The sequence below is a fragment of the Winslowiella arboricola genome, from assembly GCF_025527015.1.
Taxonomy (GTDB): domain Bacteria; phylum Pseudomonadota; class Gammaproteobacteria; order Enterobacterales; family Enterobacteriaceae; genus Erwinia; species Erwinia arboricola.
In genome coordinates this window covers 153,288-178,577 of the sequence record NZ_JAODIM010000037.1, presented here as the reverse complement: position 1 = coordinate 178,577, position 25,290 = coordinate 153,288, and the positions used below count along the sequence as shown (strand labels likewise).

Sequence of the window (25,290 nt, the reverse complement as noted above, 5' to 3'; positions counted from 1 at the left end):
CAAATACCCCATTTTTAATCATGATTTAATCTCCTTCTGGTCGTTTGTGATCCGAATCCCAAAAAATAAAAACTAATATGAAACCGGTTGCAGATTTTATCTTAATTTGCCTAAATCTGGATAAACAACAGGCTAGGAGATCGGGATGAATAAAATATTATTGTGCTGCGCCGGCGGGATGTCTACCAGTATGCTGATGCAGAGAATGGAAAAAGAGGCGAAAGAACAGGGGATTGCTGTTGAGATGCAGGCGGTGGGTTTCGACGAGTTCGCTGACCAGATTGCAGCCTGGGATTGCTGCCTGTTGGGGCCACAGATTAAGTACAAATTAGCGGAGTTTCAGGCGATTGCCGCTGAACAGCAGAAACCGGTTGCGGTAATTAATACCATGGATTACGGCATGATGAATGGCAAAAAAGTGCTGCATGATGCGCTGGCATTGATCCAAACTCGCGGAGAATAATAATGAGCACAATCAGTGAGTCATTATTTGGCATTATCGAAAATAAAATCAGCCCGGTAGCAGCAAAACTTTCTAACCAGCGGCATGTAGTGGCGATTAAAGATGGTTTTATCTCGTCGATGCCATTCCTGATTGTGGGTTCATTTATGCTGCTGTTTGCCCATCCGCCGTTTAGTGCTGACAGCCAGTGGGTTATCGCCAAATGGTGGCTGGGGATGGTGGCGCGTTATTCTGACCAGATTATGATGCCCTACAATATGACGATGGGCATTATGGCGGTGTATATCGCCAGTGCTATCTCCTATAACCTGGCGCAGAGCTACAAAATGAACGGCTTTATGGCCGCCTGTCTGTCGCTGATGTCTTTTTTGCTGGTGGCCGCGCCGCAAAGCAATGGCAGCCTGCCGGTAGGCTCACTCGGTGGCGAAGGGATATTTACCGCCATTCTGGTAGCGCTGTATACCACCGAGCTGATGCACTTCCTGCAAAAACACAATATCGGCATTAAATTACCCGAGCAGGTGCCGCCGAAGATCCGCCAGTCGTTTGATCTGCTGATCCCGATTCTGGCGATCTTCCTGACGCTGTTCCCGCTCAGTCTGTTTATGCAGAGCCATTTTGGCATGCTGCTGCCACAGGCGATTATGGCGATTTTTGCGCCGATTATCTCCGCATCCGATTCACTGCCTGCGGTATTAATCGCCGTGCTGCTCTGTCATCTGTTGTGGTTTGCCGGGATTCACGGCGCGGTGATTGTTGGTGGCATTTTGCAGGCGTTCTGGCTGACCAACCTGGGCATTAACCAGCAGGCGCTGAATACTGGCGCGCCGATTACCCAGATCTTTATCGAGCCATTCTGGCAATTCTTTATCGTCGTCGGCGGGTCCGGTTCCACCATGGGGCTGGTGTTCCTCTATCTGCGCAGTAGTGCGGCGCATCTGCGTTCAATCGGCAAGCTGGGCCTGGTGCCAAGTATGTTCAATATCAACGAACCGATTATCTTTGGTTCGCCGGTGGTGATGAATCCGCTGCTGTTTATTCCATTTATTACCGCGCCGCTGGTCAACGCCATTATTGCGTGGATCGCCACCCGCACCGACCTGGTGAACCATGTGGTTTCGCTGGCGCCATGGACCACCCCGGGACCGATTGGCGCCGCCTGGTCCACTGGCTGGGATTTCCGCGCGATTATCCTGGTTGCGGTGCTGATTGGCGTATCGACCCTGATTTACTACCCGTTCTTCAAAATGTATGAGCGTCAGCTGCTGGCGCAAGAGGAAGAGACTTTGCAACCTGCGGAGAGCCACTAATGGAACTTGATGAAACAACGGTAATGGAGCTGATTATCCATGCGGGCGAAGCACGATCGCTGTCGATGGAAGCACTGCGCGCCGCGCGTAAATATGAGTGGGCGGCAGCCGATGAGCTGTTGGCCGGTGCGACGGCGGCGGCCAAAGAGGCTCATAAGATTCAAACCGCGCTGATTGGCGCGGATGAAGGTTGCGGCAAAATCCCGGTCAATCTGATTCTGGTGCACGCACAGGATCATTTGATGAATGCCATGCTGTGCCGCGAACTGGCGGAAGAGATCATTGGCTTACATCGCGAGATTGCGGCACTTAAACAGCGTTAATTTCAGGAGAAGAGGATGAAACACCAGCGGTTAAAACCATTTCCTGCGGGCTTTCTGTGGGGAGCATCAACATCAGCCTATCAGGTGGAAGGCGCATGGAACGAAGGGGGGAAAGGGCCTTCGGTGATCGATAAAGCCACCTTTAGTGACCAGATTACCGACTTTACCGTTACCAGCGATCACTACCATCGTTTTAAGCAGGATGTGGCGCTGTTTGCCGAACTGGGACTGAAGACCTATCGTTTCTCGATTGCGTGGAGCCGTCTGTTTCCACAGGGCAGCGGCGAGCTGAATGCGGAAGGCGTGGCATTTTATCAGCAGCTGATCGATGAACTGCGTCAGCACGATATTGAACCGCTGGTAACGCTGTATCACTTCGATCTGCCGTGGGCATTGCAGGAGAAGGGCGGCTGGTCAAATCCGGTGACCATTGACGCTTTTGAGCATTTCGCCCGCACCGCCTTTGAACTGTATGGCGACCGGGTCAATTATTGGCTGACGATTAACGAACAAAATATGATGATCCTGAAAGGGGAGGTGATTGGCACGCTGCCGCCTGGCACCCCGGATCCGCAAAAAACGCTGTATCAGCAGAATCACCATATGATGCTGGCACAGGCGAAGGCGATGATTGCCTGCCATCAGCTGTTGCCAGAGGCCAAAATCGGCCCGGCGCCGAATATCTCCTGCGTCTATCCTGCCACTTCACGGCCAGAAGATGTGCTGGCAGCCAATAACTTCACTTCGATTCGCAACTGGCTGTATCTCGATCTGGCCTGCTTCGGCCGTTATAACGCCGTGGCCTGGAGCTTTATGGCGGAGAAGGGTTATCTGCCGACTATTACCGATCAGGAGATGGCGATTCTGCGCGAGGGCAAACCTGATTTTATCGCTTTTAACTACTACGCCTCCGCGACCGTTGGCGCCGAACTGGCGTCGGACGATCAGCAGGCGGTCAATCAACTTGTCGATCAGCAGCTGGCTGGCATCGACAAAACGGTGTATGTCGGCACTGAAAACCGCTGGCTGAAGAAGAATCAGTTTAACTGGTATATCGATCCGGTCGGTTTCCGCATCACTGCGCGTGAAATTTATGATCGCTACCATCTGCCGTTAATCGTTACCGAAAACGGCCTCGGCGCCTTTGACGAACTGGCGGCGGGTAACAAGATCTATGACGACTACCGTATTGATTACCTGAGCGCGCATATCGAACAGCTGCAGCTGGCGATTTCCGATGGCGTGGAGCTGTTTGGCTACTGCCCGTGGTCGGCGATCGATCTGGTCAGTACTCATCAGGGGATCCGTAAACGTTACGGCTTTATCTACGTTAATCGTGACGAACACGATCTGAAAGATCTCGCGCGTTTTAAGAAGAAGAGTTTTAGCTGGTATCAGCGCGTGATTCAGAGCAATGGCCAGAATCTGGCGAATAGCGTCGAATATTAACGGTTCTTTAAAAGGAAATAAGATGTCTGAACAACAATTACCGCAAGACTTTCTGTGGGGCGGCGCGGTAGCGGCGCATCAGGTTGAAGGTGGTTGGGATCAGGGAGGCAAGGGCGTCAGCATTTGTGATGTGCTTTCCGGCGGCGCGCATGGCGTCGACCGGGTGATTACCGACGGCGTGCTGCCGGGATACAGCTACCCAAATCACCAGGCAGTCGATTTTTACTCGCATTATAAGCAGGATATTGCGCTGTTCGCCGAGATGGGATTTAAGTGTTTCCGCACCTCGATTGCCTGGACGCGTATTTTCCCTGATGGCGACGAACAGCAGCCGAATGAAGCGGGGTTACAGTTTTACGACGATCTGTTTGATGAGCTGCTCAAATACAATATTCAGCCGGTGATTACCCTGTCGCACTTTGAGATGCCGCATCATCTGGTGAAAGAGTATGGCGGCTGGTTAAACCGTAAAGTGGTGGATTTCTTTGTTCATTACAGTGAAGTGGTGATGAAGCGTTACCAGGCGAAAGTGAAATACTGGATGACGTTTAACGAAATTAATAACCAGCGTAACTGGCAATATCCGCTGTTTGGTTACTGCTGCTCCGGGGTGATTTTCAACCAGCAGCCCAATCCTGAGCAGGCAATGTATCAGACGCTGCATCATCAGTTTGTCGCCAGCGCCAAAGTGGTGAAGCTGGGTCATCAGATCAATCCGCAGTTTAAAATCGGTTGCATGCTGGCGCTGGTACCGCTCTATCCATGGTCCTGCCATCCTGATGACGTGATGTTTGCGCAAGAGGCGATGCGTGAACGCCATCTGTTTGGCGATGTGCAGCTGCGTGGCTATTACCCGTCTTATATTCTGAGCGAATGGGCGCGTAAGGGTTATCAGATTGAGATGGAAGCCGAAGATCAGCAGACGCTGCGGGAAGGCAGCGCCGACTATCTGGGTTTCAGCTACTACATGAGTAATGCGGTGCAGGCTGCGGCGAAAGAGAGCACCAGCGACGATGCGATTGCCGGCTTTAAGGGCAGTGTTAAGAACCCGCATGTGCAGGCATCTGAATGGGGCTGGCAGATTGATCCGGTGGGGCTGCGTTATACGCTGAATGCTTTCTACGAGCGTTATCAGAAACCGATGTTTATCGTCGAGAATGGTTTCGGTGCGGTGGATCGCGTTGAGGCAAATGGCGAGATCAATGACGATTACCGTATCGCTTATCTGCAGGCACATATTGCCCAGATGAAAAAGGCGGTTATTGAAGATGGGGTTGATCTGATGGGGTACACGCCCTGGGGTTGTATCGACTGTGTCTCCTTTACCACCGGTCAGTACAGTAAGCGCTATGGCTTTATTTATGTCGATAAGCATGATGATGGCAGCGGCAGTCTGGCGCGGTCACGTAAGAAGAGTTTCGCCTGGTATAAAGCGGTTATTGCCAGTAATGGCGGCAATATTTAACACCGCGGGAGCCGAAAACGGCTCCCCTACAACAATGTAGGGGCGGCGTTTTCGCCGCCCGTGTCGCGAATTTGTAAGATCGTGATGACGGCGTTTTCGCCGCCCGTGTCGCGAATTTGTAAGATCGTGACGACGGCGTTTTCGCCGCCCGTGCGCTATCGCGCCTGACGCATCTGATCGGCGGCGTGGCGTAACATCTCTTTATAGGCCGCATTACCGGTCTCTTCACGCTTTTTATGCAAGTAGTTGATTATGCCTGAGCGGCTGATGGGTTCTCGTGTGGCTATCAAGGCCAGCACTGCTTCACCCACCTCTTGTTCGATAACGCCGTATTGCACCTCGTAGCTCATGGGGTTCACCTGTTAATTAGCTCGCCTGTCTGTTGCTACCTATAGCACCAATTCGCCAGTTTTTATGATGCCGCTAAAGCATTTTGCAAAAAATGCTGCCAGCACTTCTTACTGTTCCCGTCCGGCATGCTGCGTTTGCGATAAATGTAATTCACTTTTTACGCGCCTGGCGCCAGCAAAAAATCCTAAAGTTACAGAAATGCGACAGTCTGGTCAGCTGTGCCTGTTAGCTAGCGTATAATTCAATCGCTTTAATAAAACTAAACAAACCGTGGGGGGCAGAACAGTGTTCGCATATTATTACGTGACCAGGACGCCGCAAAGAAACGGGTTTCATGCAGTGCATATTAAAGGTTGTAAATTGATACCGGAGATGGAGAAAAGAGTATTTCTGGGTAGTTTTTATAATTCACACAATGCGTTACTGACAGCCAGAATCTATTATCCACATTCAAGGAAATGTGCGTTTTGTTTGTTATAAGAACGCAGGTTCGATTTGTGGTGTTATTTATGTCACAAATTACATATTTAATTTCGTATTGAAATAGTTAACCTGAGCACTGAATTTATGGCAGATATCGGCATTCTTTCAGTGCTCAGACGAATTATTCTGTCGGCCAGGCAGCATCCAGCAGTTGACGCTGCTGTTGTTCACTGTAAGTGATCAGTGAATTTTTGCTGTTGGAGCGCGCCAGAATCCACTGTCTGTCGGCTTCACTTAGCGGCGGTGGCTGTCGCCAGAAGGGGCTGATGGCATGACTTTTCAGCCATTCAGCTAACTGCAATGCTGGCGTACTGCTGGTTTCAGCAAACAACCTTTCCGCCAGTTCAGCCATTAACTGGCGTTGCTGCGGGTGTTCACTCTGATTCAGCAGGGTTAAAAACGGCAGCAGCAGACGGCCACAGACTTCACCATGATGATAATCTTTAATCGCCCCCAGTTCACCGGCGATACCGTGAATCACCCCAAGACCGGCCATGCTCAGGCTCACACCTCCCAGCCAGGAAGCCATCATCATCTGCTCACGCGCCGCATCGCCACGCTCCCCGGGGTCATTCAGTGCCGGCCAGCCGGCGATAAACGCCTGCATGCCACTGATGGCGGTATGGCGGGTAAAAGCATTACCTTTGGCGGAGAGGTAAGCTTCAAACAGATGGGTAAACGCATCAATGGCGCAACTGGCGAGAACGGCGTCCGGCGTGCCTTTTAACAGCTGTGGATCGAGGATAGCGATTTGTGGCACAAAGTTGGCATGGCGCAGTGAGGCTTTGACCCGGATATGGGTTTTCTCAGTCACCACTGCATTTTGTGTCACTTCGCTGCCGGTGCCGGCGGTGGTCGGGATGGCGATCAGCGGTAGAGTGTCACCGCTGAGTTTACTGTCACCGACTTTCTCCAGATAACGCAGGGTATTAAGCGGATGTTCATGCAGGGCCGCAAAGGCTTTCGCCGCATCCAGCACGCTACCACCACCGATGGCGACCACGCGGGCGACCTTACCGCGCCAGCGCGTTACCCAGCGGTCGATCTCGTCCGGTGATGCCTCATGGCTGACGATTTCACAGGCGATAATCTGGCTGTCCAGTTGCGCTTTAATCGTGGCGTAACCTTCACTGTTTAAAAATGAACGACCACAGAACAGCAGGGTAGGAACGGGAGTGGCGCTGAGCAGTGGTATAAGTTCACTGAGGCTGCCATTGCCGAAGATGGTCTGCCTGTTAGCCAGCATCTGACTGAAATTCATTGGGTATTCCCTCTTTTTCTGCTTACCACCAGGCCGACAGTTTACAGCCTGTGACGCATTCCGGGGTAAAAAATCAGCAGCGACCCTCAGTACAAAACTTTGATCGCCCTCGCAAAATGTAAATTCTGCCGGTCCAGGGGATATCACAGCGCAAATGTTACGCTTAACATGTTATCGGTAACAACCTGCTAACGTCCGGGTTGTAACTTGTTTCCCTGCCGACCGCTTGCTGTCCTGTCACCTGTAGCGGTGGACCATAATGATAAATAAGCCACCGTCAGCATGGCTGAAGGTGAGTATGCCTCGGAGAAGAATTTATGCCATTAGTCATCGTTGCCGTCGGGGTAGTATTGCTGCTATTGCTGATGATTCGCTTTAAGCTGAATGGATTTATTGCCCTGATCCTGGTCGCGCTGGCGGTCGGTATGATGCAGGGAATGCCGGTTGATACCGTGATTAAATCGATTAAAACCGGTGTCGGTGGCACCCTCGGTAGCCTGGCGCTGATTATGGGCTTTGGCGCGATGCTCGGTAAACTGCTGGCGGATTGCGGCGGCGCGCAGCGTATCGCCACCACCCTGATCGATAAATTTGGTGAGAAACATATTCAGTGGGCGGTGGTGTTAACCGGCTTTACCGTGGGTTTCGCTCTGTTCTATGAAGTGGGCTTTGTGCTGTTGCTGCCGCTGGTGTTCTCCATCGCCGCCTCGGCGCGCGTACCGCTGCTGTTTGTCGGTGTGCCGATGGCCGCCGCGCTCTCTGTTACCCACGGTTTTCTGCCGCCGCATCCTGGCCCGACTGCCATCGCCACGCTGTTTAACGCTGATATGGGCAAGACCCTGCTGTTTGGCACACTGCTGGGGATCCCGACGGTGATTCTCGCCGGTCCGGTCTACGCGCGTTTTCTGAAAGGGATTGATAAGCCGATTCCAAAAGGGCTGTATAACCCGAAAACGTTTACCGAAGCTGAGATGCCGGGTTTTGGCGTCAGCGTCTGGACTTCGCTGGTGCCGGTGATCCTGATGGCGCTGCGCGCGGTGGCGGAGATGGTGCTGCCGAAAGGGCATCTGTTGCTGCCGTACGCGGAATTCTTCGGCGACCCGATTATGGCGACGCTGATTGCGGTACTGATTGCTATCTTCACCTTTGGTCTGAATCGTGGTCGCAGTATGGACGAGGTGATGGGCACTATCGCCGATTCGATTAAAATTATCGCCATGATGCTGTTAATTATCGGCGGTGGCGGCGCCTTTAAGCAGGTGCTGGTCGACAGCGGTGTGGATAAATATATCGCCAGCATGATGCATGCCAGCAACCTGTCGCCGATTCTGATGGCGTGGTCAATTGCTGCGGTATTGCGTATTGCACTCGGTTCCGCGACGGTGGCGGCGATTACTGCTGGCGGCATTGTCGCGCCACTGATTGTTACCACCGGCGCCAGCCCGGAACTGATGGTGATTGCGGTCGGTTCCGGCAGCGTGATCTTCTCGCACGTCAATGATCCGGGTTTCTGGCTGTTTAAAGAGTATTTCAACCTGACGATCGGCGAGACTATTCGTTCCTGGTCAGTACTGGAGACGATTATTTCGGTCTGTGGTCTGGTGGGTTGTCTGCTGTTATCGAATGTGATTTAACTGAGCAGCGGAGAGGGTTTACCCCTCTCCCATAATATGGGGGAGGGGGTAGTTAGCGTATCAATGTGCTAAAGGCCGCTAACTCCTCCTCCGGCATACCTGCCAGGCGCGCGGCGGCGCAAATCTGCTGCCAGCTGGTGCTATCGACTGGAATACCCTGCGCCAGTCGCTCGGCACGGTTTGCGACCTCCCACTCTCCCGGGATCTGAATCGCCTGATCGCCACTTTGCGGCGACTGCTTAACCCAGCGCAGAAAGGCTTCGGCTTCCTGCTGCATTGCCGGTGCGTCAAATGCTTCAGGATTCAGAATAATGGTGGTCATACAGTTAAAGATGGCATTGGTGCTGGTGCTGATTGTCTGATCGTGGGTGGTGCGTCCACCGGAGAGTGCACCGCCAAGAATTTCACACAGCGTGGCCAGTGCATAACCTTTATGGCCGCCAAACGCCAGTAAGGAGCCAAACGGCTGCTGATGCATAACCGCCGGATCTTCCGTTGGCAGGCCGTGGTGATCAATCAGATAACCCGGTGCTACAGCGTTGCCTTTATTATACGCCACGCGGGTTTTACCAAAGGCGATGCCGCTGGTGGCGTAATCGAGCAGTAAAGGGTGCTGGCCCTGGCGCGGGAAAATGGCGCAGAAAGGATTAGTGCCAAAGCGCCGGTCGCTGCCGCCAAAGGGCGCAACCATCGGATCGCCCACCACATTGACGAAGTGAAAAGAGATAAAACCGGCGCGCGCGCACTGTTCAGCCCAGTGACCGATACGGCCAATATGGTGCGCATTGTGCAAACCGACCGCCGCCAGACCAAACTGGCGCGCGCGTTCAATCCCCTGTGCCATCGCCTCACTGGCGACCACCTGACCAAATCCCTGGCTGCCGTCGAGAGTGAGCACCGCCCCGACATCTTTCACCACTCTGGCATGCTGATTCAGCTGCAGATGGCCTTCCGCCAGCGACTGCATATAGCTGGGGATCATGCCGACACCGTGCGAGTCATGCCCGGCAAGGTTGGCGCCTACCAGATGTTCCGCCACCTTTTCCGCTTCAGACTGGCTGCTGCCGGCATGGATCCAGATAGCCTGCACAAATTGCAGCAGCCGCTCGCTATTAACACGCTGTTCAGGGTTCACTACGCCTCCCGGGTGAGTTGATCAGGTTTATGGAGATCAATGCGTTAAGGGGTAATCAGCAAGTTATAGCATAAGCGCAGGGAGGGAAGTAGCGTGAGCACGGGCGGCGTTCTCGCCGCCCGTCTGTAAAACAACCCGGGCCACAACATGTGACCCGGGGAAAATTGTTTTTTTAATGCGGCTGTTCGAAGCCAGCCTTCACCATCTGATCGCGTAACACCAGGGTGATATCACGATTGCCACCGGTTACTGGGTAAATCACATTATTGACCACATCATCAAGGTAGTGCTCATCAAATTCCTGCATGGTGAGCATGGTACCGCCTTCATCATTAATCGCGATTGAGCCTTTGATATGATTGCCAGCATCACGTGCTTTTAAACAATATCTGCCCATATGCGTATCAATTGTGCTCATAACATCTCCTCTGTAGCTGTTAAAAGAACAGATAACGACTGAGGCCCCGAGCCACGTATTAAGTTTAGTTGCCCGGCGGCGGATCAGCGAAGCGGAAGTGCTGCGGAATCTGCGACTCGTGATCCTGTTCGCAATAATCACATTTACAGGGCCACAGTTAACTCAAGCGCTTTGGCGGCCAGCGCCTGCTGCGCGCTGTCCGGCAGCTTGCTGTCGGTGATCACCGCATCGAACTGTTCCAGCGGTAACGCGAGGAAAGTGGCGATTTTATTGTATTTAGAACTGTCGCTAAGCAGCACGCGTTTGCTGCTGACGTTAGCCACTGTGCGTTTAACCATCACTTTGTCCTCATCCGGGGTAAAAATCCCGCGCGGTCCCCAGCAGGTAGCGGAGATAAAGGCGATATCAATCGACAGATTTTGCAGCGCCCGGGCAGCGGCTTCGCCGACACAGGAGCGGTTTTCGCGACACAGCGTGCCGCCGGTGTGGATCATCCGGCAGAGACTGGATTCAATAATAAAATTAGCAATAACAAAATCGTTGGTGACGATCAGCAGATCATCACGATCGCCCAGCTCACGCGCCAGCGCCAGCGTGGTGGTGCCGGCATCCAGATAGATGCAGCTGTTGCGCGGAATATGACGCGCAGCCGCCTGACCAATCAGAAACTTTTCATTGCTGAACATCGCCGTTTTATCCAGATGCGAGGGTTCCGCCGCCAGCCGTTCGGTGGAGCGCACGCCACCCGATACCGACAGCAGCGCGCCTTGCTCTTCCAGCTTCTGCACATCACGACGAATAGTCATATGGGAGACGCCAAGGCGCTCGGTGAGTTCATTAATGCTAATCACGCCGCGTTCGGCTATCAGCGCTAAAATTTGTTGATGGCGTTGTATCGGGATCACTGCGACTCCTTTCTGGCTGCAAGTCTGGCTGCAAGCATCATAGCTGCGAGTATAGCGCTGCTATGCCGACAATTTTATCATTTTTTAACATCTGCAAACCACCGACACTGGCTGGCGAAAAAATTACCAGTGAATATCTGCATGTGTTGTTAGTTAATTAACTGATTTAAAATGATTATTTTCAGATGGGCGTCATATGTGTTGTTAATTCCTGTGAAATTAAACCGGATAATACGTTAAAAAATGTGAGTAGCATCACGTCAAAGCGCCAGCGGACTGCTTATACTTAACACAACAAAACAAATAATCACCAAAATTAACACGAGGAACCTATGGCACAGACATCAGCACTTAACGTCGGCGTGATTGGCCTGGGATCGATGGGAATGGGCGCCGCACAATCCTGTATTAAGGCCGGTCTGAATACCTTCGGCGTCGATCTCAACCCGCAGGCGCTGGAAACATTGCGCCGCAGCGGTGCGCAGGCGGCGGAAACCAGCGCGACGGCATTTGCTACGCAGCTGGACGCGGTTCTGCTACTGGTGGTGAACGCCGCTCAGGTAAAAGCCATTCTGTTTGGCGAAGATGGCGTTGCCAGCAAGCTGAAGCCCGGCACCGTGGTGATGGTCTCATCGACGATTTCGTCGCAGGACGCACAACTGATTGAACAGCAACTGGCGGAGTATCAGCTGCTGATGCTGGATGCACCGGTATCCGGTGGCGCAGCCAAAGCGGCGCTCGGCGAGATGACGGTAATGGCGTCCGGCAGCGATGCGGCGTTTAATCAGCTGCAACCGGTGCTGGATGCGGTGGCAGGTAAGGTTTATCGCATTGGCAGCGAAATCGGTCTCGGTTCCACGGTGAAAATTATCCATCAGCTGCTGGCGGGCGTCCATATCGCTGCCGGGGCGGAAGCAATGGCGCTGGCGGCGCGCGCCGGTATTCCACTCGATACCATGTATGACGTCGTCACCAATGCCGCCGGGAATTCGTGGATGTTTGAAAACCGCATGCGTCATGTGGTCGATGGCGATTACTCGCCGAAATCAGCGGTGGATATTTTTGTCAAAGATCTCGGGCTGGTGGCGGATACCGCTAAAGCGCTGCATTTCCCACTGCCGCTGGCTTCCACCGCCTTCAATATGTTTACTTCCGCCAGCAATGCCGGTTTCGGTAAACAGGATGACAGTGCGGTTATCAAGATTTTTAGCGGCATTACGCTGCCGGAAAAAAAGGAGCAGCCATAATGCGCCTTGGAGTGATTGCCGACGATTTTACCGGCGCTACCGATATCGCCAGCTTTCTGGTGCAGAACGGTATGGCGACGGTACAGCTGAATGGCGTGCCACCGGGCGACGAGACCATTGACGCGGATGCGATAGTGGTCAGCCTGAAGTCACGCTCCTGTCCGGCCGCCCAGGCGGTCAGTGACTCGCTGGCCGCGTTAAGCTGGTTACAGCAGCAGGGCTGCGAGCGCTTCTATTTCAAATACTGCTCCACCTTTGACAGCACCGCGGCGGGCAATATTGGCCCGGTTACCGATGCGCTGCTGGAGGCGCTGGGTGAAACGCAAACCGTTATCTCGCCCGCGTTGCCGGTAAACGGCCGCACGGTCTATCAGGGCTACTTATTTGTTATGGATCAGCTGCTGAGTGAGTCGGGTATGCGCCATCATCCGGTGACGCCGATGACGGACAGTAATTTGCTGCGCCTGATGGATGCGCAGGCGCAGGGTAAAGCGGGGCTGATTGCCAGCTCAGTGCTGGATCAGGGGGCTGATGCGGTACGTCAGCGGCTTGGTGAGCTGAAGGCGGACGGCGTGCGCTATGTGGTGCTGGATGCATTGCATGAGCAGCATCTGTTAACGCAGGGCGCAGCCGTGCAGCAGATGAAACTGGTGACCGGCGGCTCCGGGCTGGCGATTGGTCTGGCGCGACAGCTGGCTTCAGGCGCGCATGATAAGCAGCAGGCGCAAGCCGCGGGCGCGCCGCAGGGCAAGCGTGCAGTAGTAATTTCCGGTTCCTGCTCGACCATGACCAACCGGCAGGTGGCGATCTATCGTCAGCAGGCGCCGGCGCAGGTGGTCGAAGTGGAAGCCTGCCTGCAGGATCCGCAGGCCTATGCTTTGCAGCTGTGTGACTGGGTAGTGCAGAACGCCGACGGTGAACTGGCGCCGCTGCTGTATGCCACCTCTGATGCGCAGCAGTTACAGCAGATTCAGCAGCAATATGGCGCGGCACGCAGCAGCGAAGCGGTTGAGCAGTGTTTTGCCGCAGTTGTGCGCGAACTGAAAGCACGTGATTTTCGCCGCTTTATTGTCGCCGGTGGTGAAACTTCCGGTGTGGTGGCGCAGACGCTGGGCGTGCGTGCCTTCTATATCGGTCCGGTTATCTCACCTGGCGTGCCATGGGTACGCGATACCGAACAGCCGATTTCGCTGGCGCTGAAATCAGGCAACTTTGGCGATGAGAATTTCTTTGCCCGCGCACAAACGGAGTTTCCACTATGACTGAACAACAAGCTCGCGAAGAGATGGTAAAACTGGGTGCGTCGTTTTTTCAGCGCGGCTACGCCACCGGTTCCGCCGGTAATCTGTCAATGCTGCTGGAAGATGGCAGCTTGCTGGCGACGCCGACCGGCTCCTGTCTTGGCGAACTGACGGCTGACACGCTGTCAAAGGTGACGCTGGAAGGTGAGTGGGTCTCCGGTGATAAGCCGTCAAAAGAGATCAGTTTCCACCGGGCGATTTACCTGAATAATCCGCAGTGTAAAGCGGTGGTGCATCTGCACAGCCTGTATCTGACCGCGTTGTCGTGCCTCGAAGGGCTGGACAGCAAGAACTGTATTAAACCTTTTACCCCCTATGTGGTGATGCGTGTCGGTGATGTGCCGGTGGTACCTTACTACCGTCCAGGCGACGACCGTCTGGGCGAAGACCTCGCGAAGCTGGCGCCGCACTACAACGCTTTCCTGCTGGCCAATCACGGCCCGGTGGTGGTGGGAAAAAGCCTGCGCGAGGCGGCGGACAATACCGAAGAGCTGGAAGAGACGGCTCGCCTGATATTTACCCTCGGCGATCGTCCGATTCGTTATCTTAATGATGACGAAGTGGCTGAGTTAAGGAGCTAATCATGCCTAAGTTTGCGGCGAATTTATCCACCATGTTTAACGAGCTGCCGTTCCTCGAACGCTTTGACGCGGCGGCGGCGGCCGGTTTTAAAGGGGTTGAGTTTCTCTTCCCATATGACTACCCGGCAGAGCAGCTGAAAGCCAGACTGCAACAAAACCAGCTGCAACTGGTACTGTTTAATACCGCGCCGGGCAATGTGGCGGCGGGGGAGTGGGGCGTGGTCGCGATTCCCGGACGCGAAGCGGAAGCGCGTCATGATATCGACCAGGCGCTGGAGTATGCCATTGCGCTCGATTGTCCGCAGGTGCATATCATGGCGGCGACGCTGCCGCCGGGCGCCAACCGCGAAGCTTATTGCCAGACTTTTGTCACTAATATGCGCTATGCCGCAGAGCGTTTTGCGCCACACGGTATTCGTATTCTGATTGAAGCGTTAAATCCGGCGACTAAACCCCATTATCTCTACGCCAGCCAGTATCAGACACTGGAGATGGTGAAGCGCATCGATCGCGACAATATTTTCACCCAGCTTGATCTGTTCCATGCGCAGCTGGTGGACGGCAATCTGAGTTATTTAATTCGTGAATATGCCGGTCATTATCAGCATATTCAGATCGCTTCTGCGCCGCATCGTCATGAGCCGGATGAAGGGGAAGTTAATTATCCGTGGCTGTTTAATCTGCTGGATGAGATCGGCTATTCCGGCTGGATTGGTTGCGAATATTTCCCTCGCGGTGATACCACGGCAGGTCTGAAATGGTTTGATGCCTTTCGTTAGCGAAAAATAGCGTGATATTACGGTTCTGCGTCGGGTGAATTGCGCCCGACGCGGGCATGGCTATGCCCAAAATAGCTTTAACATCAGGTAAGTAACAAGCCATAAACGCACAATTATAATAGTCTCCGTCGCTGAGGTTTTTTATTATGTCTACCACCCTGCTATTATCTATTGCCGCCATCAGCGTTATTTTACTGCTGCTGCTGGTTATCAAAGCGAAAGTGCATCCTTTTGTCGCCCTGTTAATTTCCAGCCTGTTTGTGGCGATCAGTACCGATATTCCGGCTAAGCAGATCATGGAAGTGATTATGTCGGGCATGGGCGGATTACTCGGGCATATTGCGATTATTATTGTGCTTGGCGCGATGCTGGGGGCGGTGATTGAAGCCTCCGGCGGTGCCGATTCGCTGGCCGCCCGTTTTACTCACAGTCTGGGCATCAAACGTTCGGTAGCGGCATTGACGCTGGTGGCGTTTATTCTGGGACTGCCGGTATTTTTTGAGGTGGGCTTTATTATCGTGGTGCCGCTGATCTATGGCTTTGCCAAAGTAGCGCGGGTCTCTCCGTTGAAATATGGTCTGCCAATGGCGGGAGTGATGTTGCTGGTGCATGTGTCAGTACCGACACATCCGGGACCGGCAGCGGCGGCGGGCCTGCTGAAGGCGGATATAGGCTGGGTAATGATGCTGGGTATTGCGATCTCAGTGCCTGCGGCAATCTTCGGTTATTATGTGGCCAGGCTGATGAATCGTAAAAACTTTCATCTGTCGGTAGAAGTGCTGGAACAGCTGCAACTGGCAGATAAAGAGGGCAAAAAGAAGAAGAACCCGCCATCACAGAAACCGCCAGGTGCGCTGTTAATCTCGTCGCTGATTGTGATTCCGGTAGTGCTGATTATGCTGGGTACGCTGCTGACGCCGTGGTTGCCGGAAACCGGTGCATTGCATGGTTTTGTCGCCCTGATCAGCACCCCGGCCATCGCGCTGTTAATTGCGCTGCTGCTGGCCGCATGGCTGCTGGGCTTCCGCCGTGGCTGGGGCCGGGAAAAACTGGATACCATTATCAACAGCGCAATTCCTGGTGCGGCTGGCGTACTGCTGGTTGCTGGCGCTGGCGGGGCGTTCGGTAAGGTGCTGGTGGAGTCCGGCGTCGGAAAGGCGCTGGCATTGCTGCTGGAGAATATTCATCTGCCACTGATCCCGGCGGCGTTTGTGCTGTCGCTGGCCTTGCGTGCCTCGCAAGGCTCCGCCACCGTGGCAATCGTCACCACCTGTGGTCTGTTAACCAGTGCGGTGGCTGAATTACACGGCATTCAGCTGGTGCTGGTCGCGTTATCGGCCTGTTTCGGTGCGCTGGGCTTGTCGCATGTCAATGATGCCGGATTCTGGGTGGTGACGCGTTATTTAGGCCTCTCGGTTGCCGATGGCCTGAGAACCTGGACGGTATTAACCACGGTGATGGGGCTGGCGGGATTTGCCATTGTCTGGCTCTGCTGGACAATAATCTGAACCAGGCAGACTAACCCGCGTGATGCGGGTTAGTCGCGTTTCCCTGCGAAAGCGACTAAAAAACGCAGCATAGCCAGGCGGCACAGAAATCTTCTTCTATACTTAAGTTGCTATGAAATGTGGCTTTTATCTTTTACTGGCGAGGAAAATGGAATGAAAATTATTCTCTGGATCATCGCAATTATTTTTATAGTTGGTCTGCTGACGCTGACTGGCGTGTTCAAACTGATTTTTTAATTGCAAATAAAACCCCTGTCGCTGCCATTTGTGGCGACAGCCTGGGTTTATACAGATTTTTTCTTACCTATCAGACATTTAATAATCGGATCCATCGGGGTCAATGGCAGCAGGTCTTCCAGGGTGATCGGTTTATTACATTGGGCGCAAACGGCGCCATGATGCTCTTCCCGCTGCTCTCCTTTATCGGTATAGATGAATTTCTTACTTCCACAGGAAGTACATCTCACTTTCATCACCATGACGTTTATCCTTGTCAGTCGAGATAAGAATTATCTTAACAAAAGATTATTATAAATTCGATTAAATAAATTATGTAAATGATTTTCATGCAGGGGATAATGTTATTCTGTTGAAACACTGTGGTTTTTTTTCGCTGACTGCACCAGATTGATAAGTATTACCGATGATATATCGAGGCTGCAAACCGATTTTATCCTTCCCCCACCCGCCCCGCTAAATGAACTTTTTGCGAAATTTCTGATTACTTTTACTGAATTTACCTTATCGCTGCTGTTATCAGAATCAATGGGTTGCAATATAATGTAAAGTTGTGATTACATTTGCCAATTAATGAAAATCAGGCGTGGATTTCGCGCGAAAACGCGGTCAATCCGGTAAGATGTCAGACAATAATAAGCGTTATATGTATATGATACTAAAGTCTCCTTATTCCATTACGCGCCAGTAACGTTGATTTAAACAACGTTGAACCGATGGCTGTTAAAATTTCCAGTTTTTTAATCCAGGTAGTCAATGAAGTGAACGTTTCCAATTATTCTCTCCCGCTGTTGGTATTGAGCAGCTATTTTCTGGTTAGTCCGCTGGTTTCTGCCGCTGATACGTCTGTTAGCAATAGCGAACAGGGATGGTGGCAAACTTTTACCGGCAATGTGCAGCAAACATGGGACGCGCCAGAGACGCATGATCTCTATCTGCCGGCGATTACCTGGCACAATCGCTGGACCTATGACAAAGAGAAAACCGACCGCTACAACGAGCGTCCATGGGGAGCAGGTGGCGGTATCTCGCGTTATGATGAGTACGGTAACTGGCATGGCATCTATCTGATGGCCTTTAAAGACTCTTATAACAAATGGGAGCCGATCGGCGGTTATGGCTGGGAAAAGACCTGGCGCCCGTTAAACGATCAGAATTTCCGCCTCGGCGCAGGCTATACCGCAGGTGCCACCGCGCGCGACAACTGGAAATACATTCCGATTCCGGTGGTGCTGCCACTGGCGTCGGTAGGGTATGGGCCAGCAAGCTTCCAGATGACTTACATTCCGGGTACATACAATAATGGTAATGTTTTCTTTGCCTGGTTCCGTTGGGCTTTTTAGTCGCTAATTTGAGCGCTAAGTGACTTTGATTGCGGGAAATGGCGATATTTATCACTTTTTCGTCATCACACACTGGACAAAAGCGTTAGCAATTGCTGTACTAACCCCCGACACAGTTTAGTGTCCATTTTTCATGTAAAGGTAATATTGATGTCTAAGATTAAAGGTAGCGTTAAGTGGTTTAATGAGTCCAAAGGATTCGGTTTCATTACTCCTGAAGATGGTAGCAAAGATGTATTCGTACACTTTTCCGCTATCCAGAGCAACGGTTTCAAAACCCTGGCTGAAGGTCAGCGTGTAGAGTTTGAAATCACTGACGGCGCTAAAGGCCCATCTGCTGCTAACGTTGCTGCTATTTAAGTTAGTTATCAGACAGAATTCTAAAAACCCGCCTCTGGCGGGTTTTTTTTGTGCGGTTTTACCCTACCGCCAGAGATAAATCGCCACAAACAGGATGGCGGAGATAAAGCTGATCGCGACGGCAAACCCTTCACTCCACTTCAGCGAGACGTGTTGTTGCATGTTATTTACCCATTGTCAGACACGCTTTGAGTGTCGCAGGGCAAGATTAAGAAAACATTAATCTGAATATTAATTCCTGTGACGGCTAAATCATTTGTAACACTCAACTCCCGGCACCCGCTTCGCTTTTTCCTCCGCTGGCTATATAACTTAAGCACCGTTAAAACTGAGGGAGAAACCATGAATATTCGCCCGGCACAGATCAAAGATAGTTTTGCGCTCAGCGCCTTGCTGGCTGAGTTAGGCTATGGTGGTACGGAAAGTTTTATTGATAAACGACTGGCGCAGCTGATCGCCGACAGCGATGAGATGCTGTTAGTCGCCGAACACGGGCAAACGGTATTGGGGTTTCTTTCACTGCATTTTATTCCGCAGCTGGCGCTGGCCGGCGATTTTGCCCGTATCAGTTACTTCTGTATCGCCGAAGGTGAGCGCAGTAAAGGCGCGGGCCAGCAGTTGCTGCAATACGCGGAGAACATGGCGCAGCAGCGCGGCTGTGACCGGATGGAAGTGCATTGTCATGAGCACCGTATTAAAGCCAACAGCTTTTATCAGCGTGAAGGCTATCGCGAATCACCGAAATACCTGATTAAACATTTGCGCTAAGCAGTGCTGGTCCGCTGCCGCAGGCGAGGATCAGCGCGTCGGCAATGGCTTCAATCTGATCTTCTGGCATGATTGAGGTACTCAGCCGGATAAACTGATCGCTGCCGCAACGGAAGCGCTCGCCCGGATAGACCGCAATACCGTGGGCGGCGAGGGTGATCATGGCAAATTGTTCTGACTCCACCGGGATATAAATACAGAGCCCGTCACGCGTCGGCAGCGGCATGCCTCGCTGTGCCAGCGCATCAATCAGCTTCTGTCGCCGTCTGGCATACACAGTGCGTGCGCGGACGATACTCTCCTGCGTCTGTTTATCATGTAGCATCCAGGCTACCGCTCCCTGCAGAATACGGCTGGTCCAGCTGGCGCCGAAGTTACGATAAGACTGAATGCGCTGTACCAGATTTTGCGATGCTGAAATCACTGCCAGGCGCAGATCCGGGCCATAGGCTTTGGAGAACGAGCGCACATGCAGCGTGCGTTCAGGAAAGTACTTGCCGAGACTCCATACCGGCCAGGCAGAGAGTTCGCCGATGCCGTCATCTTCCACAATCAGGGTGGTAGAGCCGACTAATACCTGCGCCAGCGCCTGACTGCGTGCTTCCGTTACGGTGTTGCCGGTGGTGGAGTGGGTACGCGGCTGGTAGATAAACATCGCCGGGGATTTCTGCATCAAGCGCGCCAGCGCATCTGGCAGCGGCCCCTGTTCATCGCAGGGCAGCGGCAGCACTTCCGCCCCCACATTATCCAGCATATCCAGCAGACGGGTGGCAGTAGGATCTTCGATCACCACCTTCTCACCGGGCGAAACCAGCGTCTGCAGAATCAAATTCATCGCATCAAAACCACCATCGGTCGCCAGGAATGCCTCGGCGGGCAGTGGCCAGCCCGGTTTAAGCGCAGCCACCAGCGCTGGCACTATCGGCTCACGCTGGTAGCTGTTGAGATTCGCCACCTCAATGCCGTGCAACATAGCGGCGCGCAGATCCGGCAGCAGTTGCGCATCGGGGGCTGAAAGGATCAGATCGGCTTTGATCTGGTTGCCATAATTGCCGATCTTCTCGAATCTCACCGGTCGCGGCGTCAGTGTATCGCCACATACCCATACGCCGCTACGGCCTTTTCCCGCCAGCACTTTCTGTCGTTTTAACTGTCCCCAGGCCGCTGACACCGTGGCCGGGCTGACTCCCAGTTTTTCCGCCAGATCGCGCACCGCAGGCAGATGGGCGCCAATCGGAATCGCACCTTCGCGAATTAAGGTTGCCACTGTCAGCGCAATCCCTTTTAGCGAGGGTTCAGTGATGCGTTCCGCCAGCCAGTTCAGATCCAGAGTTGGGGTCATAAGAAATCCATTTGTTCAGTAACAAAGTAATTATTGTACAGATAATATTATCGATCTAGTATCAAATTCAAGCATTGAGTGATTAAAAAATAACCGATACGTCGGCGTGAACGTTAAGCCGGGAAAAGTGAGAACACAATATGATAACCATCAGACTGGCCGTTCGGGACTGGGACTATTTCACACCGCTGGCATTAGGCGATGTGAAGCCGCAGGGGTTTAACGTTGAAGTCCACCGCGTTGGCACCCTGGTTGGCGATCTGGCTACCAGTGAAGATTACGATGCCGGTGAAGTCTCCTTCAGTCGCTATGCTCAGGGGCGCGCCAATGGCGATACCTCGCTGCTGGCACTGCCGCATTTCCTGATGCGTGGTTTTCGTCAGCGTTGCATTATCACCACCGCCGACAGCCCGTTAACCTCTCCTGCCCAGCTGAAAGGCAAAAAGATTGGCCTCACCGGCTGGCAGGATTCCGGTAATACCTGGACGCGCACCGTACTGCGTGAAGCGGGTGTGGAAATCGATGACGCATACTGGTTTGCTGGCCGTCTGACTGCCGACCATCCGATTGTCGACCGTCTGAGCGGTTTTGGTCGCGAAGGGCGCATCGAAGCGGCACCCGGCGAACGTCCGCTGATTGAATTGCTGAAAGCCGGTGAGCTGGACGCGGTCTTTACGCCGTTTATGCCGGAAGGTTTCTTCTTACCCGGCTCTGGCCTGCGTCAGTTGCAGACCGACTTCCGCCAGGCAGAACTGGCTTACTTTAATCGCGTCGGTTATGTCCCCGGCATGCATCTGCTGGCGATGAAACCGGCGATTGCCGCCGCTCATCCGCAGATCCCGCAGGCATTAAGCGCGGTGATTGAGTTGTCGGCGCGGGTATGGAATCAGAAACGCGAAAAGTATGCGGATACCACCCCGTGGTTGCTCGACGATTTGCGACGTACCACGCAGGATTTACCGGCAAACTGGAATGATAACGGTTTTGCGGTTAACAAGAAGATGATTGCTGATTTTGCCGATGAGCTTTATCAGCAGGGGCTGACGAAAGAGCGTCTGACACCTGAAGCACTGTTTCCGGCTGAAGCGCAGGGGGAAAAATAATGAAAGTTGCAATGGGACAGTTTGCGGTTAGCCGCGAGTGGCAGGACAACGCCAAAACCTGCATTACGCTGATGACGCAGGCCGCAGAGGCGGGCGCCGATCTGCTGGTGTTACCGGAAGGTGTGCTGGCGCGCGATATTGCCGACCCTGATCTGGTGCTGAAAGCCGCCCAGCCGCTGGATGGTCCGTTCCTCAGCCTGGTGCTGGCAGCCAGCCGCGAAAACAACATGACCACCATGATGAGTGTGCATGTGCCGACCGCTGATGCGCGTGCGCTGAATGTGCTGATTGCCATTCGTGACGGTGAAATTATTGCGCATTACGACAAGCTGCATCTGTATGACGCCTTCGCCATGCAGGAGTCGCGCAATGTGACCGCCGGTAATCTGGTGCCGCCGCTGGTGGACGTCGCCGGCATGAAAGTAGGACTGATGACCTGTTACGACGTGCGTTTCCCCGAGCTGGCGCGTCGGCTGGTGCTGGATGGTGCTGATGTGCTGGTACTGCCAGCCGCATGGGTTAAAGGGCCGCTGAAAGAGATGCACTGGGAGGTATTAGTCACCGCCCGCGCGCTGGAAAATACCTGTTATCTGGTAGCGGTGGGCGAGTGTGGTCCACGCAATATCGGCAACAGTCTGGTGGTTGATCCGCTTGGCGTAGCGATTGCCAAAGCAGCGGAAGGCCCGGCGCTGGTATTTGCCGACCTCGATGCGGCACGTATTGCCCATGCCCGTAACGTATTGCCGGTGCTGGAAAACCGTCGTTTTGCTCGTCCGGAATTAAAATAACTGAGACCGTATTGGGGAATTCACTAAGATGAAAAAAATTGCATACGCCATGGCGCTGGCTTTAGGCCTGACCGCTACCCTGGCTCAGGCCGCAGAAACGCTGCCGACGCAAAATGTCGATCAGGCGCTGCATGACCGCTTACCTGATGCGGTAAAAAAAGCCGGTAAAATGATTGCGGTGAATAACGGCTCTTTTCCTCCTTATGAGATTGTCAGTGGCACCAACAGCATGGACGGCGCGACGGCCGATCTGACGCATGCGCTGGCTCAGCTGCTCGGCGTTAAGATTGAACATGCGACGGTAAGCGGTTTACCGGGTCTGCTGGCGGGGATTAAATCTGGTCGCTATCAGTTAGCGGTCGGCCCGATCGGGGATTACCCGGATCGCCAGGAGAAGAATGACTTTATCGACTTCGTTCAGGAATTCGTGGTGTTTGGCGTGCAGAAGGGCAACCCGGCGAAGATTAACGGCCTTGATGACACCTGTGGCAAACGTATTGCGGTGATGGCCGGTGGTTCAGCAGAGCAGGTGATACGTAAACAGTCAACGGTCTGTACCGATGGCGGTAAAGCAGCGGTGACCGTGCAATCGTTTACCGATCAGCCGTCATCGATTCTGGCAGTGCGCTCGAAGCGTTCTGATGCTTTCTTCTCATCGCAGGCGCCGCTGACCTATTTCGTCGATCAGGCTGAAGGCCAGCTGGAACTGACCGGTACAGGCCAGAAAAATGGCTTTGGCGATATCTTCCAGGGATCCGTCGTGCCGAAAGGTTCCGCGCTGGGCGATGTGCTGCTCGATGCCTATAAAGAACTGTTCAAAAATGGCACCTACGCCGCCATCATGAAAAAGTGGAAGCTCGAAGGCAATATGATTGCCGAGCCAGGCCGTAACCTTGCGAAAGGAATGCCGAAATGACAGTAAACACCACCGATTCACGAGCCAGGGAAAGGGCTGACGTGCAACAGCGCGATGTGGCCTTCGCCCGTAGCGCACCAAAGTATGGACGCGTGGTCTCATGGATTGTGGTGCTGGTAGTTGGCGGCAATTTTCTCTGGCTGGTAGCCAACAACCCCAACTTTGAGTGGCATGTAGTGCTGGAATGGTTTACCGAAGGCACGGTATTGCAGGGGCTGAAGGTGACCCTTGGTCTTACCGTAGTGGCGATGATCCTCGGCGTGGCGCTGGGATTATTGCTGGCGGTAGCGCGTTTATCGGATAACCGTTTGTTACGTGGCCTCTCCAGCCTGTATATCTGGTTTTTCCGCGGCACGCCGCTGCTGGTGCAGCTGATCTTCTGGTACAACATGTCGACGCTGTTTCCGATGATTTCACTGTCGCTGCCGTTCAGCGACACGGTACTGGCCAGCTGGAATACCAATGATCTGATTACGCCACTCACCGCGGCGATTGCCGGTCTGGCATTAAACGAAGCGGCTTATATGGCGGAGATTATTCGTGCTGGTCTGCTGTCGGTGGATAATGGTCAGGTGGAAACCACGCAGGCGTTTGGTATGAGCCGCAGCCGCGCGTTGCGCCGCATTATTATTCCGCAGGCGATGCGTTCGATTATTCCACCGACCGGTAACCAGTTAATCAGCATGATCAAAGCCACCTCGCTGGTCAGCGTGATTGCGATGGGCGATCTGCTCTACTCGGTGCAGGCGGTGTATAACCGCACCTTTGAAATTGTACCGATGCTGATGGTGGCGGTGATCTGGTATCTGCTGATTACATCAGTGCTGAATCTTGGTCAGTCAGCGATTGAACGCTATTACGCCCGCGGCACGCGACGTTCGCCGTCGGCTCCGCGCAAACCGCCCTCTGTGGTGCCTGAGGTGGCAGCGATGGCTACCCGTCCGCTGGTGCGTAAGGAGGATGTATGAGTCAGCTTCAGCCGCTGGTACAGGCGCGTAACGTACAGAAAAGTTTTGGCGCTAATGAAGTGCTGAAAGGCATCGATCTTGATGTATTTCCCGGTGAAGTGGTGGTGATTCTTGGCCCTTCGGGATCCGGTAAATCGACCTTTTTGCGTTGCATTAACCATCTGGAAGATATGAATGCCGGTTCAATTATGGTCGGCGACCGGCAGATTGGTTATGAGCTGAAAAAAGGCCTTCTGCATCGTCTGAGCGCGCGGAATATTGCGCGTCAGCGCCAGGCAATCGGCATGGTGTTTCAGCAGTTTAATCTCTATCCGCATATGACGGTGCTGCAGAATATTATTGAGGCACCGATTGGCGTGCATAAGCATCCGCGTGATGAAGCGGTGCGCTTCGCCAAAGAGCTGCTGGCGACGGTGGGTTTAAGCGATAAAGCGGATGCATGGCCGCGTCATCTCTCCGGCGGACAGCAGCAGCGGGTGGCGATTGCGCGCGCACTGGCGATCCGCCCGCAGCTGATGCTGTTTGATGAACCTACCTCAGCGCTCGATCCTGAGCTGGTGGGTGAGGTGCTGGCGACTATGCGCACGCTCGCCAGTCAGGGGCTGACGATGGTGGTGGTGACCCATGAAATTGGCTTTGCCCGTGAGGCGGCGGACCGGGTGGTGTTTATGGATGGCGGCGTGGTAGTTGAGCAGGGGACCGCTGAACAGGTGTTGGGCAACCCACAACATCCTCGTACCCAGGCGTTTCTCAGCCGTTTCATCTGATTATTGGCGGACACGCGCCCGATCTTACTCTGTTACAGATTGCTATTGTATTGCGCGCTTAACTGCGCGTTAATAGCGCAGACAG

General features: G+C 53.4%; 27 protein-coding genes. 20 read left to right on the top strand and 7 right to left on the bottom strand.

Annotated elements, in window-relative coordinates; translation table 11 throughout:
- The first annotated feature begins 145 nt into the window (after positions 1-145).
- The 5 genes from N5923_RS05630 to N5923_RS05610 are packed head-to-tail and all read left to right on the top strand — an operon-like array spanning position 146 to position 5,010.
- On the top strand, positions 146-463 hold the full coding sequence (locus N5923_RS05630; RefSeq protein ID WP_267143392.1) for a PTS sugar transporter subunit IIB: 318 nt from the start codon (positions 146-148) through the stop codon (positions 461-463).
- A 2-nt stretch (positions 464-465) separates the two neighbouring features.
- Complete coding sequence (locus tag N5923_RS05625) at positions 466-1,773, top strand: PTS sugar transporter subunit IIC (protein WP_267143393.1); 1,308 nt, start codon at positions 466-468, stop codon at positions 1,771-1,773.
- Entirely contained in the window at positions 1,773-2,096 is a 324-nt protein-coding gene (locus tag N5923_RS05620; RefSeq protein ID WP_267143394.1) for a PTS lactose/cellobiose transporter subunit IIA, read from the top strand. The genes N5923_RS05625 and N5923_RS05620 overlap by 1 nt, the downstream gene beginning before the upstream one ends.
- Positions 2,097-2,111: 15 nt before the next feature.
- A complete protein-coding gene (locus N5923_RS05615; protein WP_267143395.1) occupies positions 2,112-3,545 on the top strand; it encodes a glycoside hydrolase family 1 protein in 1,434 nt (477 codons plus the stop codon).
- 22 nt (positions 3,546-3,567) lie between these two features.
- Positions 3,568-5,010: a 6-phospho-beta-glucosidase gene (locus N5923_RS05610; protein WP_267143396.1), complete on the top strand. Its 1,443-nt coding sequence runs from the start codon at positions 3,568-3,570 to the stop codon at positions 5,008-5,010.
- 155 nt (positions 5,011-5,165) lie between these two features.
- Here N5923_RS05610 and N5923_RS05605 read toward each other — a convergent pair whose 3' ends face one another.
- Positions 5,166-5,360 carry a hypothetical protein gene (locus N5923_RS05605; protein WP_267143397.1) on the bottom strand — a complete coding sequence of 65 codons (195 nt, stop codon included), beginning with the start codon at positions 5,358-5,360 and terminating at the stop codon, positions 5,166-5,168.
- Between the two features lie 605 nt (positions 5,361-5,965).
- Positions 5,966-7,105: an iron-containing alcohol dehydrogenase gene (locus N5923_RS05600; RefSeq protein ID WP_267143398.1), complete on the bottom strand. Its 1,140-nt coding sequence runs from the start codon at positions 7,103-7,105 to the stop codon at positions 5,966-5,968.
- Between the two features lie 317 nt (positions 7,106-7,422).
- Here N5923_RS05600 and gntT point away from each other — a divergent pair, with 317 nt between their 5' ends.
- A complete protein-coding gene (gene gntT / locus N5923_RS05595; RefSeq protein WP_267143399.1) occupies positions 7,423-8,739 on the top strand; it encodes a gluconate transporter in 1,317 nt (438 codons plus the stop codon).
- Between the two features lie 52 nt (positions 8,740-8,791).
- Here the strand turns inward: gntT and N5923_RS05590 are convergent, their stop codons facing one another.
- The 3 genes from N5923_RS05590 to ygbI form a co-directional block, all read right to left on the bottom strand.
- The gene (locus N5923_RS05590; RefSeq protein ID WP_267143400.1) at positions 8,792-9,874 is read right to left on the bottom strand and encodes a malate/lactate/ureidoglycolate dehydrogenase; all 1,083 of its coding nucleotides are present in this window, start codon (positions 9,872-9,874) and stop codon (positions 8,792-8,794) included.
- Positions 9,875-10,046: 172 nt separating this feature from the next.
- The gene (locus N5923_RS05585) at positions 10,047-10,292 is read right to left on the bottom strand and encodes a hypothetical protein (protein WP_267143401.1); all 246 of its coding nucleotides are present in this window, start codon (positions 10,290-10,292) and stop codon (positions 10,047-10,049) included.
- A 143-nt stretch (positions 10,293-10,435) separates the two neighbouring features.
- Complete coding sequence (gene ygbI, locus N5923_RS05580; protein ID WP_267143402.1) at positions 10,436-11,197, bottom strand: DNA-binding transcriptional repressor YgbI; 762 nt, start codon at positions 11,195-11,197, stop codon at positions 10,436-10,438.
- Positions 11,198-11,529: 332 nt separating this feature from the next.
- On the opposite strand from ygbI, the gene ltnD reads away from it, so the two are divergent.
- The 6 genes from ltnD to N5923_RS24860 all read left to right on the top strand — a co-directional run bounded on the left by ltnD (position 11,530) and on the right by N5923_RS24860 (position 16,850).
- Entirely contained in the window at positions 11,530-12,444 is a 915-nt protein-coding gene (gene ltnD, locus N5923_RS05575; RefSeq protein WP_267143403.1) for an L-threonate dehydrogenase, read from the top strand.
- A complete protein-coding gene (otnK, locus tag N5923_RS05570) occupies positions 12,444-13,706 on the top strand; it encodes a 3-oxo-tetronate kinase (protein WP_323372735.1) in 1,263 nt (420 codons plus the stop codon). Before ltnD ends, otnK begins: the two co-directional genes overlap by 1 nt.
- Complete coding sequence (otnC, locus tag N5923_RS05565) at positions 13,703-14,326, top strand: 3-oxo-tetronate 4-phosphate decarboxylase (RefSeq protein ID WP_267143404.1); 624 nt, start codon at positions 13,703-13,705, stop codon at positions 14,324-14,326. Before otnK ends, otnC begins: the two co-directional genes overlap by 4 nt.
- Before the next feature lie 2 nt (positions 14,327-14,328).
- Positions 14,329-15,105, top strand: coding sequence for an HPr family phosphocarrier protein (locus N5923_RS05560; RefSeq protein WP_267143405.1), 777 nt, complete (start codon positions 14,329-14,331; stop codon positions 15,103-15,105).
- Between the two features lie 146 nt (positions 15,106-15,251).
- The gene (locus N5923_RS05555) at positions 15,252-16,613 is read left to right on the top strand and encodes a GntP family transporter (protein ID WP_267143406.1); all 1,362 of its coding nucleotides are present in this window, start codon (positions 15,252-15,254) and stop codon (positions 16,611-16,613) included.
- A gap of 117 nt (positions 16,614-16,730) precedes the next feature.
- A complete protein-coding gene (locus N5923_RS24860; RefSeq protein ID WP_456119814.1) occupies positions 16,731-16,850 on the top strand; it encodes a small membrane protein YohP in 120 nt (39 codons plus the stop codon).
- Positions 16,851-16,897: 47 nt separating this feature from the next.
- Here the strand turns inward: N5923_RS24860 and N5923_RS24855 are convergent, their stop codons facing one another.
- Entirely contained in the window at positions 16,898-17,086 is a 189-nt protein-coding gene (locus N5923_RS24855) for an ECs_2282 family putative zinc-binding protein (protein ID WP_456119815.1), read from the bottom strand.
- A 576-nt stretch (positions 17,087-17,662) separates the two neighbouring features.
- Here N5923_RS24855 and pagP point away from each other — a divergent pair.
- The 3 genes from pagP to N5923_RS05535 all read left to right on the top strand — a co-directional run bounded on the left by pagP (position 17,663) and on the right by N5923_RS05535 (position 19,321).
- Positions 17,663-18,193, top strand: a complete 531-nt coding sequence (gene pagP, locus N5923_RS05545; RefSeq protein ID WP_407704395.1) for a lipid IV(A) palmitoyltransferase PagP — start codon at positions 17,663-17,665, stop codon at positions 18,191-18,193.
- A 150-nt stretch (positions 18,194-18,343) separates the two neighbouring features.
- The gene (gene cspE / locus N5923_RS05540; protein ID WP_017799283.1) at positions 18,344-18,553 is read left to right on the top strand and encodes a transcription antiterminator/RNA stability regulator CspE; all 210 of its coding nucleotides are present in this window, start codon (positions 18,344-18,346) and stop codon (positions 18,551-18,553) included.
- 342 nt (positions 18,554-18,895) lie between these two features.
- Positions 18,896-19,321: a GNAT family N-acetyltransferase gene (locus tag N5923_RS05535; protein ID WP_267143409.1), complete on the top strand. Its 426-nt coding sequence runs from the start codon at positions 18,896-18,898 to the stop codon at positions 19,319-19,321.
- Here N5923_RS05535 and N5923_RS05530 read toward each other — a convergent pair.
- Positions 19,305-20,663 (bottom strand): aminotransferase-like domain-containing protein, encoded by a 1,359-nt coding sequence (locus N5923_RS05530; RefSeq protein WP_267143410.1) that lies wholly within the window; start codon positions 20,661-20,663, stop codon positions 19,305-19,307. The genes N5923_RS05535 and N5923_RS05530 overlap by 17 nt on opposite strands.
- Before the next feature lie 140 nt (positions 20,664-20,803).
- On the opposite strand from N5923_RS05530, the gene N5923_RS05525 reads away from it, so the two are divergent.
- Genes N5923_RS05525 through N5923_RS05505 form a run of 5 tightly spaced genes read left to right on the top strand, consistent with a single transcriptional unit; the run spans position 20,804 to position 25,205 of the window.
- Positions 20,804-21,766: an ABC transporter substrate-binding protein gene (locus N5923_RS05525; RefSeq protein ID WP_267143411.1), complete on the top strand. Its 963-nt coding sequence runs from the start codon at positions 20,804-20,806 to the stop codon at positions 21,764-21,766.
- The gene (locus N5923_RS05520) at positions 21,766-22,554 is read left to right on the top strand and encodes a deaminated glutathione amidase (RefSeq protein ID WP_267143412.1); all 789 of its coding nucleotides are present in this window, start codon (positions 21,766-21,768) and stop codon (positions 22,552-22,554) included. Before N5923_RS05525 ends, N5923_RS05520 begins: the two co-directional genes overlap by 1 nt.
- A gap of 28 nt (positions 22,555-22,582) precedes the next feature.
- Positions 22,583-23,470: an ABC transporter substrate-binding protein gene (locus N5923_RS05515; protein WP_267143413.1), complete on the top strand. Its 888-nt coding sequence runs from the start codon at positions 22,583-22,585 to the stop codon at positions 23,468-23,470.
- Positions 23,467-24,438, top strand: a complete 972-nt coding sequence (locus tag N5923_RS05510) for an amino acid ABC transporter permease (RefSeq protein ID WP_267143414.1) — start codon at positions 23,467-23,469, stop codon at positions 24,436-24,438. Before N5923_RS05515 ends, N5923_RS05510 begins: the two co-directional genes overlap by 4 nt.
- Entirely contained in the window at positions 24,435-25,205 is a 771-nt protein-coding gene (locus N5923_RS05505) for an amino acid ABC transporter ATP-binding protein (protein ID WP_267143415.1), read from the top strand. Before N5923_RS05510 ends, N5923_RS05505 begins: the two co-directional genes overlap by 4 nt.
- Positions 25,206-25,290: the final 85 nt, after the last annotated feature.

Coding starts and splice junctions, on each gene's coding strand:
- N5923_RS05510 (WP_267143414.1), top strand. CDS start 23,467: ATGACAGTAAACACCACCGATTCACGAGCCAGGGAAAGGGCTGACGTG.
- N5923_RS05525 (WP_267143411.1), top strand. CDS start 20,804: ATGATAACCATCAGACTGGCCGTTCGGGACTGGGACTATTTCACACCG.
- N5923_RS05555 (WP_267143406.1), top strand. CDS start 15,252: ATGTCTACCACCCTGCTATTATCTATTGCCGCCATCAGCGTTATTTTA.
- N5923_RS05515 (WP_267143413.1), top strand. CDS start 22,583: ATGAAAAAAATTGCATACGCCATGGCGCTGGCTTTAGGCCTGACCGCT.
- gntT (WP_267143399.1), top strand. CDS start 7,423: ATGCCATTAGTCATCGTTGCCGTCGGGGTAGTATTGCTGCTATTGCTG.
- N5923_RS05505 (WP_267143415.1), top strand. CDS start 24,435: ATGAGTCAGCTTCAGCCGCTGGTACAGGCGCGTAACGTACAGAAAAGT.
- N5923_RS05585 (WP_267143401.1), bottom strand. CDS start 10,292: ATGAGCACAATTGATACGCATATGGGCAGATATTGTTTAAAAGCACGT.
- N5923_RS05520 (WP_267143412.1), top strand. CDS start 21,766: ATGAAAGTTGCAATGGGACAGTTTGCGGTTAGCCGCGAGTGGCAGGAC.
- otnK (WP_323372735.1), top strand. CDS start 12,444: ATGCGCCTTGGAGTGATTGCCGACGATTTTACCGGCGCTACCGATATC.
- cspE (WP_017799283.1), top strand. CDS start 18,344: ATGTCTAAGATTAAAGGTAGCGTTAAGTGGTTTAATGAGTCCAAAGGA.
- ltnD (WP_267143403.1), top strand. CDS start 11,530: ATGGCACAGACATCAGCACTTAACGTCGGCGTGATTGGCCTGGGATCG.
- N5923_RS05535 (WP_267143409.1), top strand. CDS start 18,896: ATGAATATTCGCCCGGCACAGATCAAAGATAGTTTTGCGCTCAGCGCC.
- N5923_RS05630 (WP_267143392.1), top strand. CDS start 146: ATGAATAAAATATTATTGTGCTGCGCCGGCGGGATGTCTACCAGTATG.
- N5923_RS05610 (WP_267143396.1), top strand. CDS start 3,568: ATGTCTGAACAACAATTACCGCAAGACTTTCTGTGGGGCGGCGCGGTA.
- N5923_RS05600 (WP_267143398.1), bottom strand. CDS start 7,105: ATGAATTTCAGTCAGATGCTGGCTAACAGGCAGACCATCTTCGGCAAT.
- otnC (WP_267143404.1), top strand. CDS start 13,703: ATGACTGAACAACAAGCTCGCGAAGAGATGGTAAAACTGGGTGCGTCG.
- N5923_RS24855 (WP_456119815.1), bottom strand. CDS start 17,086: ATGAAAGTGAGATGTACTTCCTGTGGAAGTAAGAAATTCATCTATACC.
- N5923_RS24860 (WP_456119814.1), top strand. CDS start 16,731: ATGTGGCTTTTATCTTTTACTGGCGAGGAAAATGGAATGAAAATTATT.
- N5923_RS05530 (WP_267143410.1), bottom strand. CDS start 20,663: ATGACCCCAACTCTGGATCTGAACTGGCTGGCGGAACGCATCACTGAA.
- N5923_RS05625 (WP_267143393.1), top strand. CDS start 466: ATGAGCACAATCAGTGAGTCATTATTTGGCATTATCGAAAATAAAATC.
- N5923_RS05605 (WP_267143397.1), bottom strand. CDS start 5,360: ATGAGCTACGAGGTGCAATACGGCGTTATCGAACAAGAGGTGGGTGAA.
- N5923_RS05560 (WP_267143405.1), top strand. CDS start 14,329: ATGCCTAAGTTTGCGGCGAATTTATCCACCATGTTTAACGAGCTGCCG.
- N5923_RS05620 (WP_267143394.1), top strand. CDS start 1,773: ATGGAACTTGATGAAACAACGGTAATGGAGCTGATTATCCATGCGGGC.
- N5923_RS05615 (WP_267143395.1), top strand. CDS start 2,112: ATGAAACACCAGCGGTTAAAACCATTTCCTGCGGGCTTTCTGTGGGGA.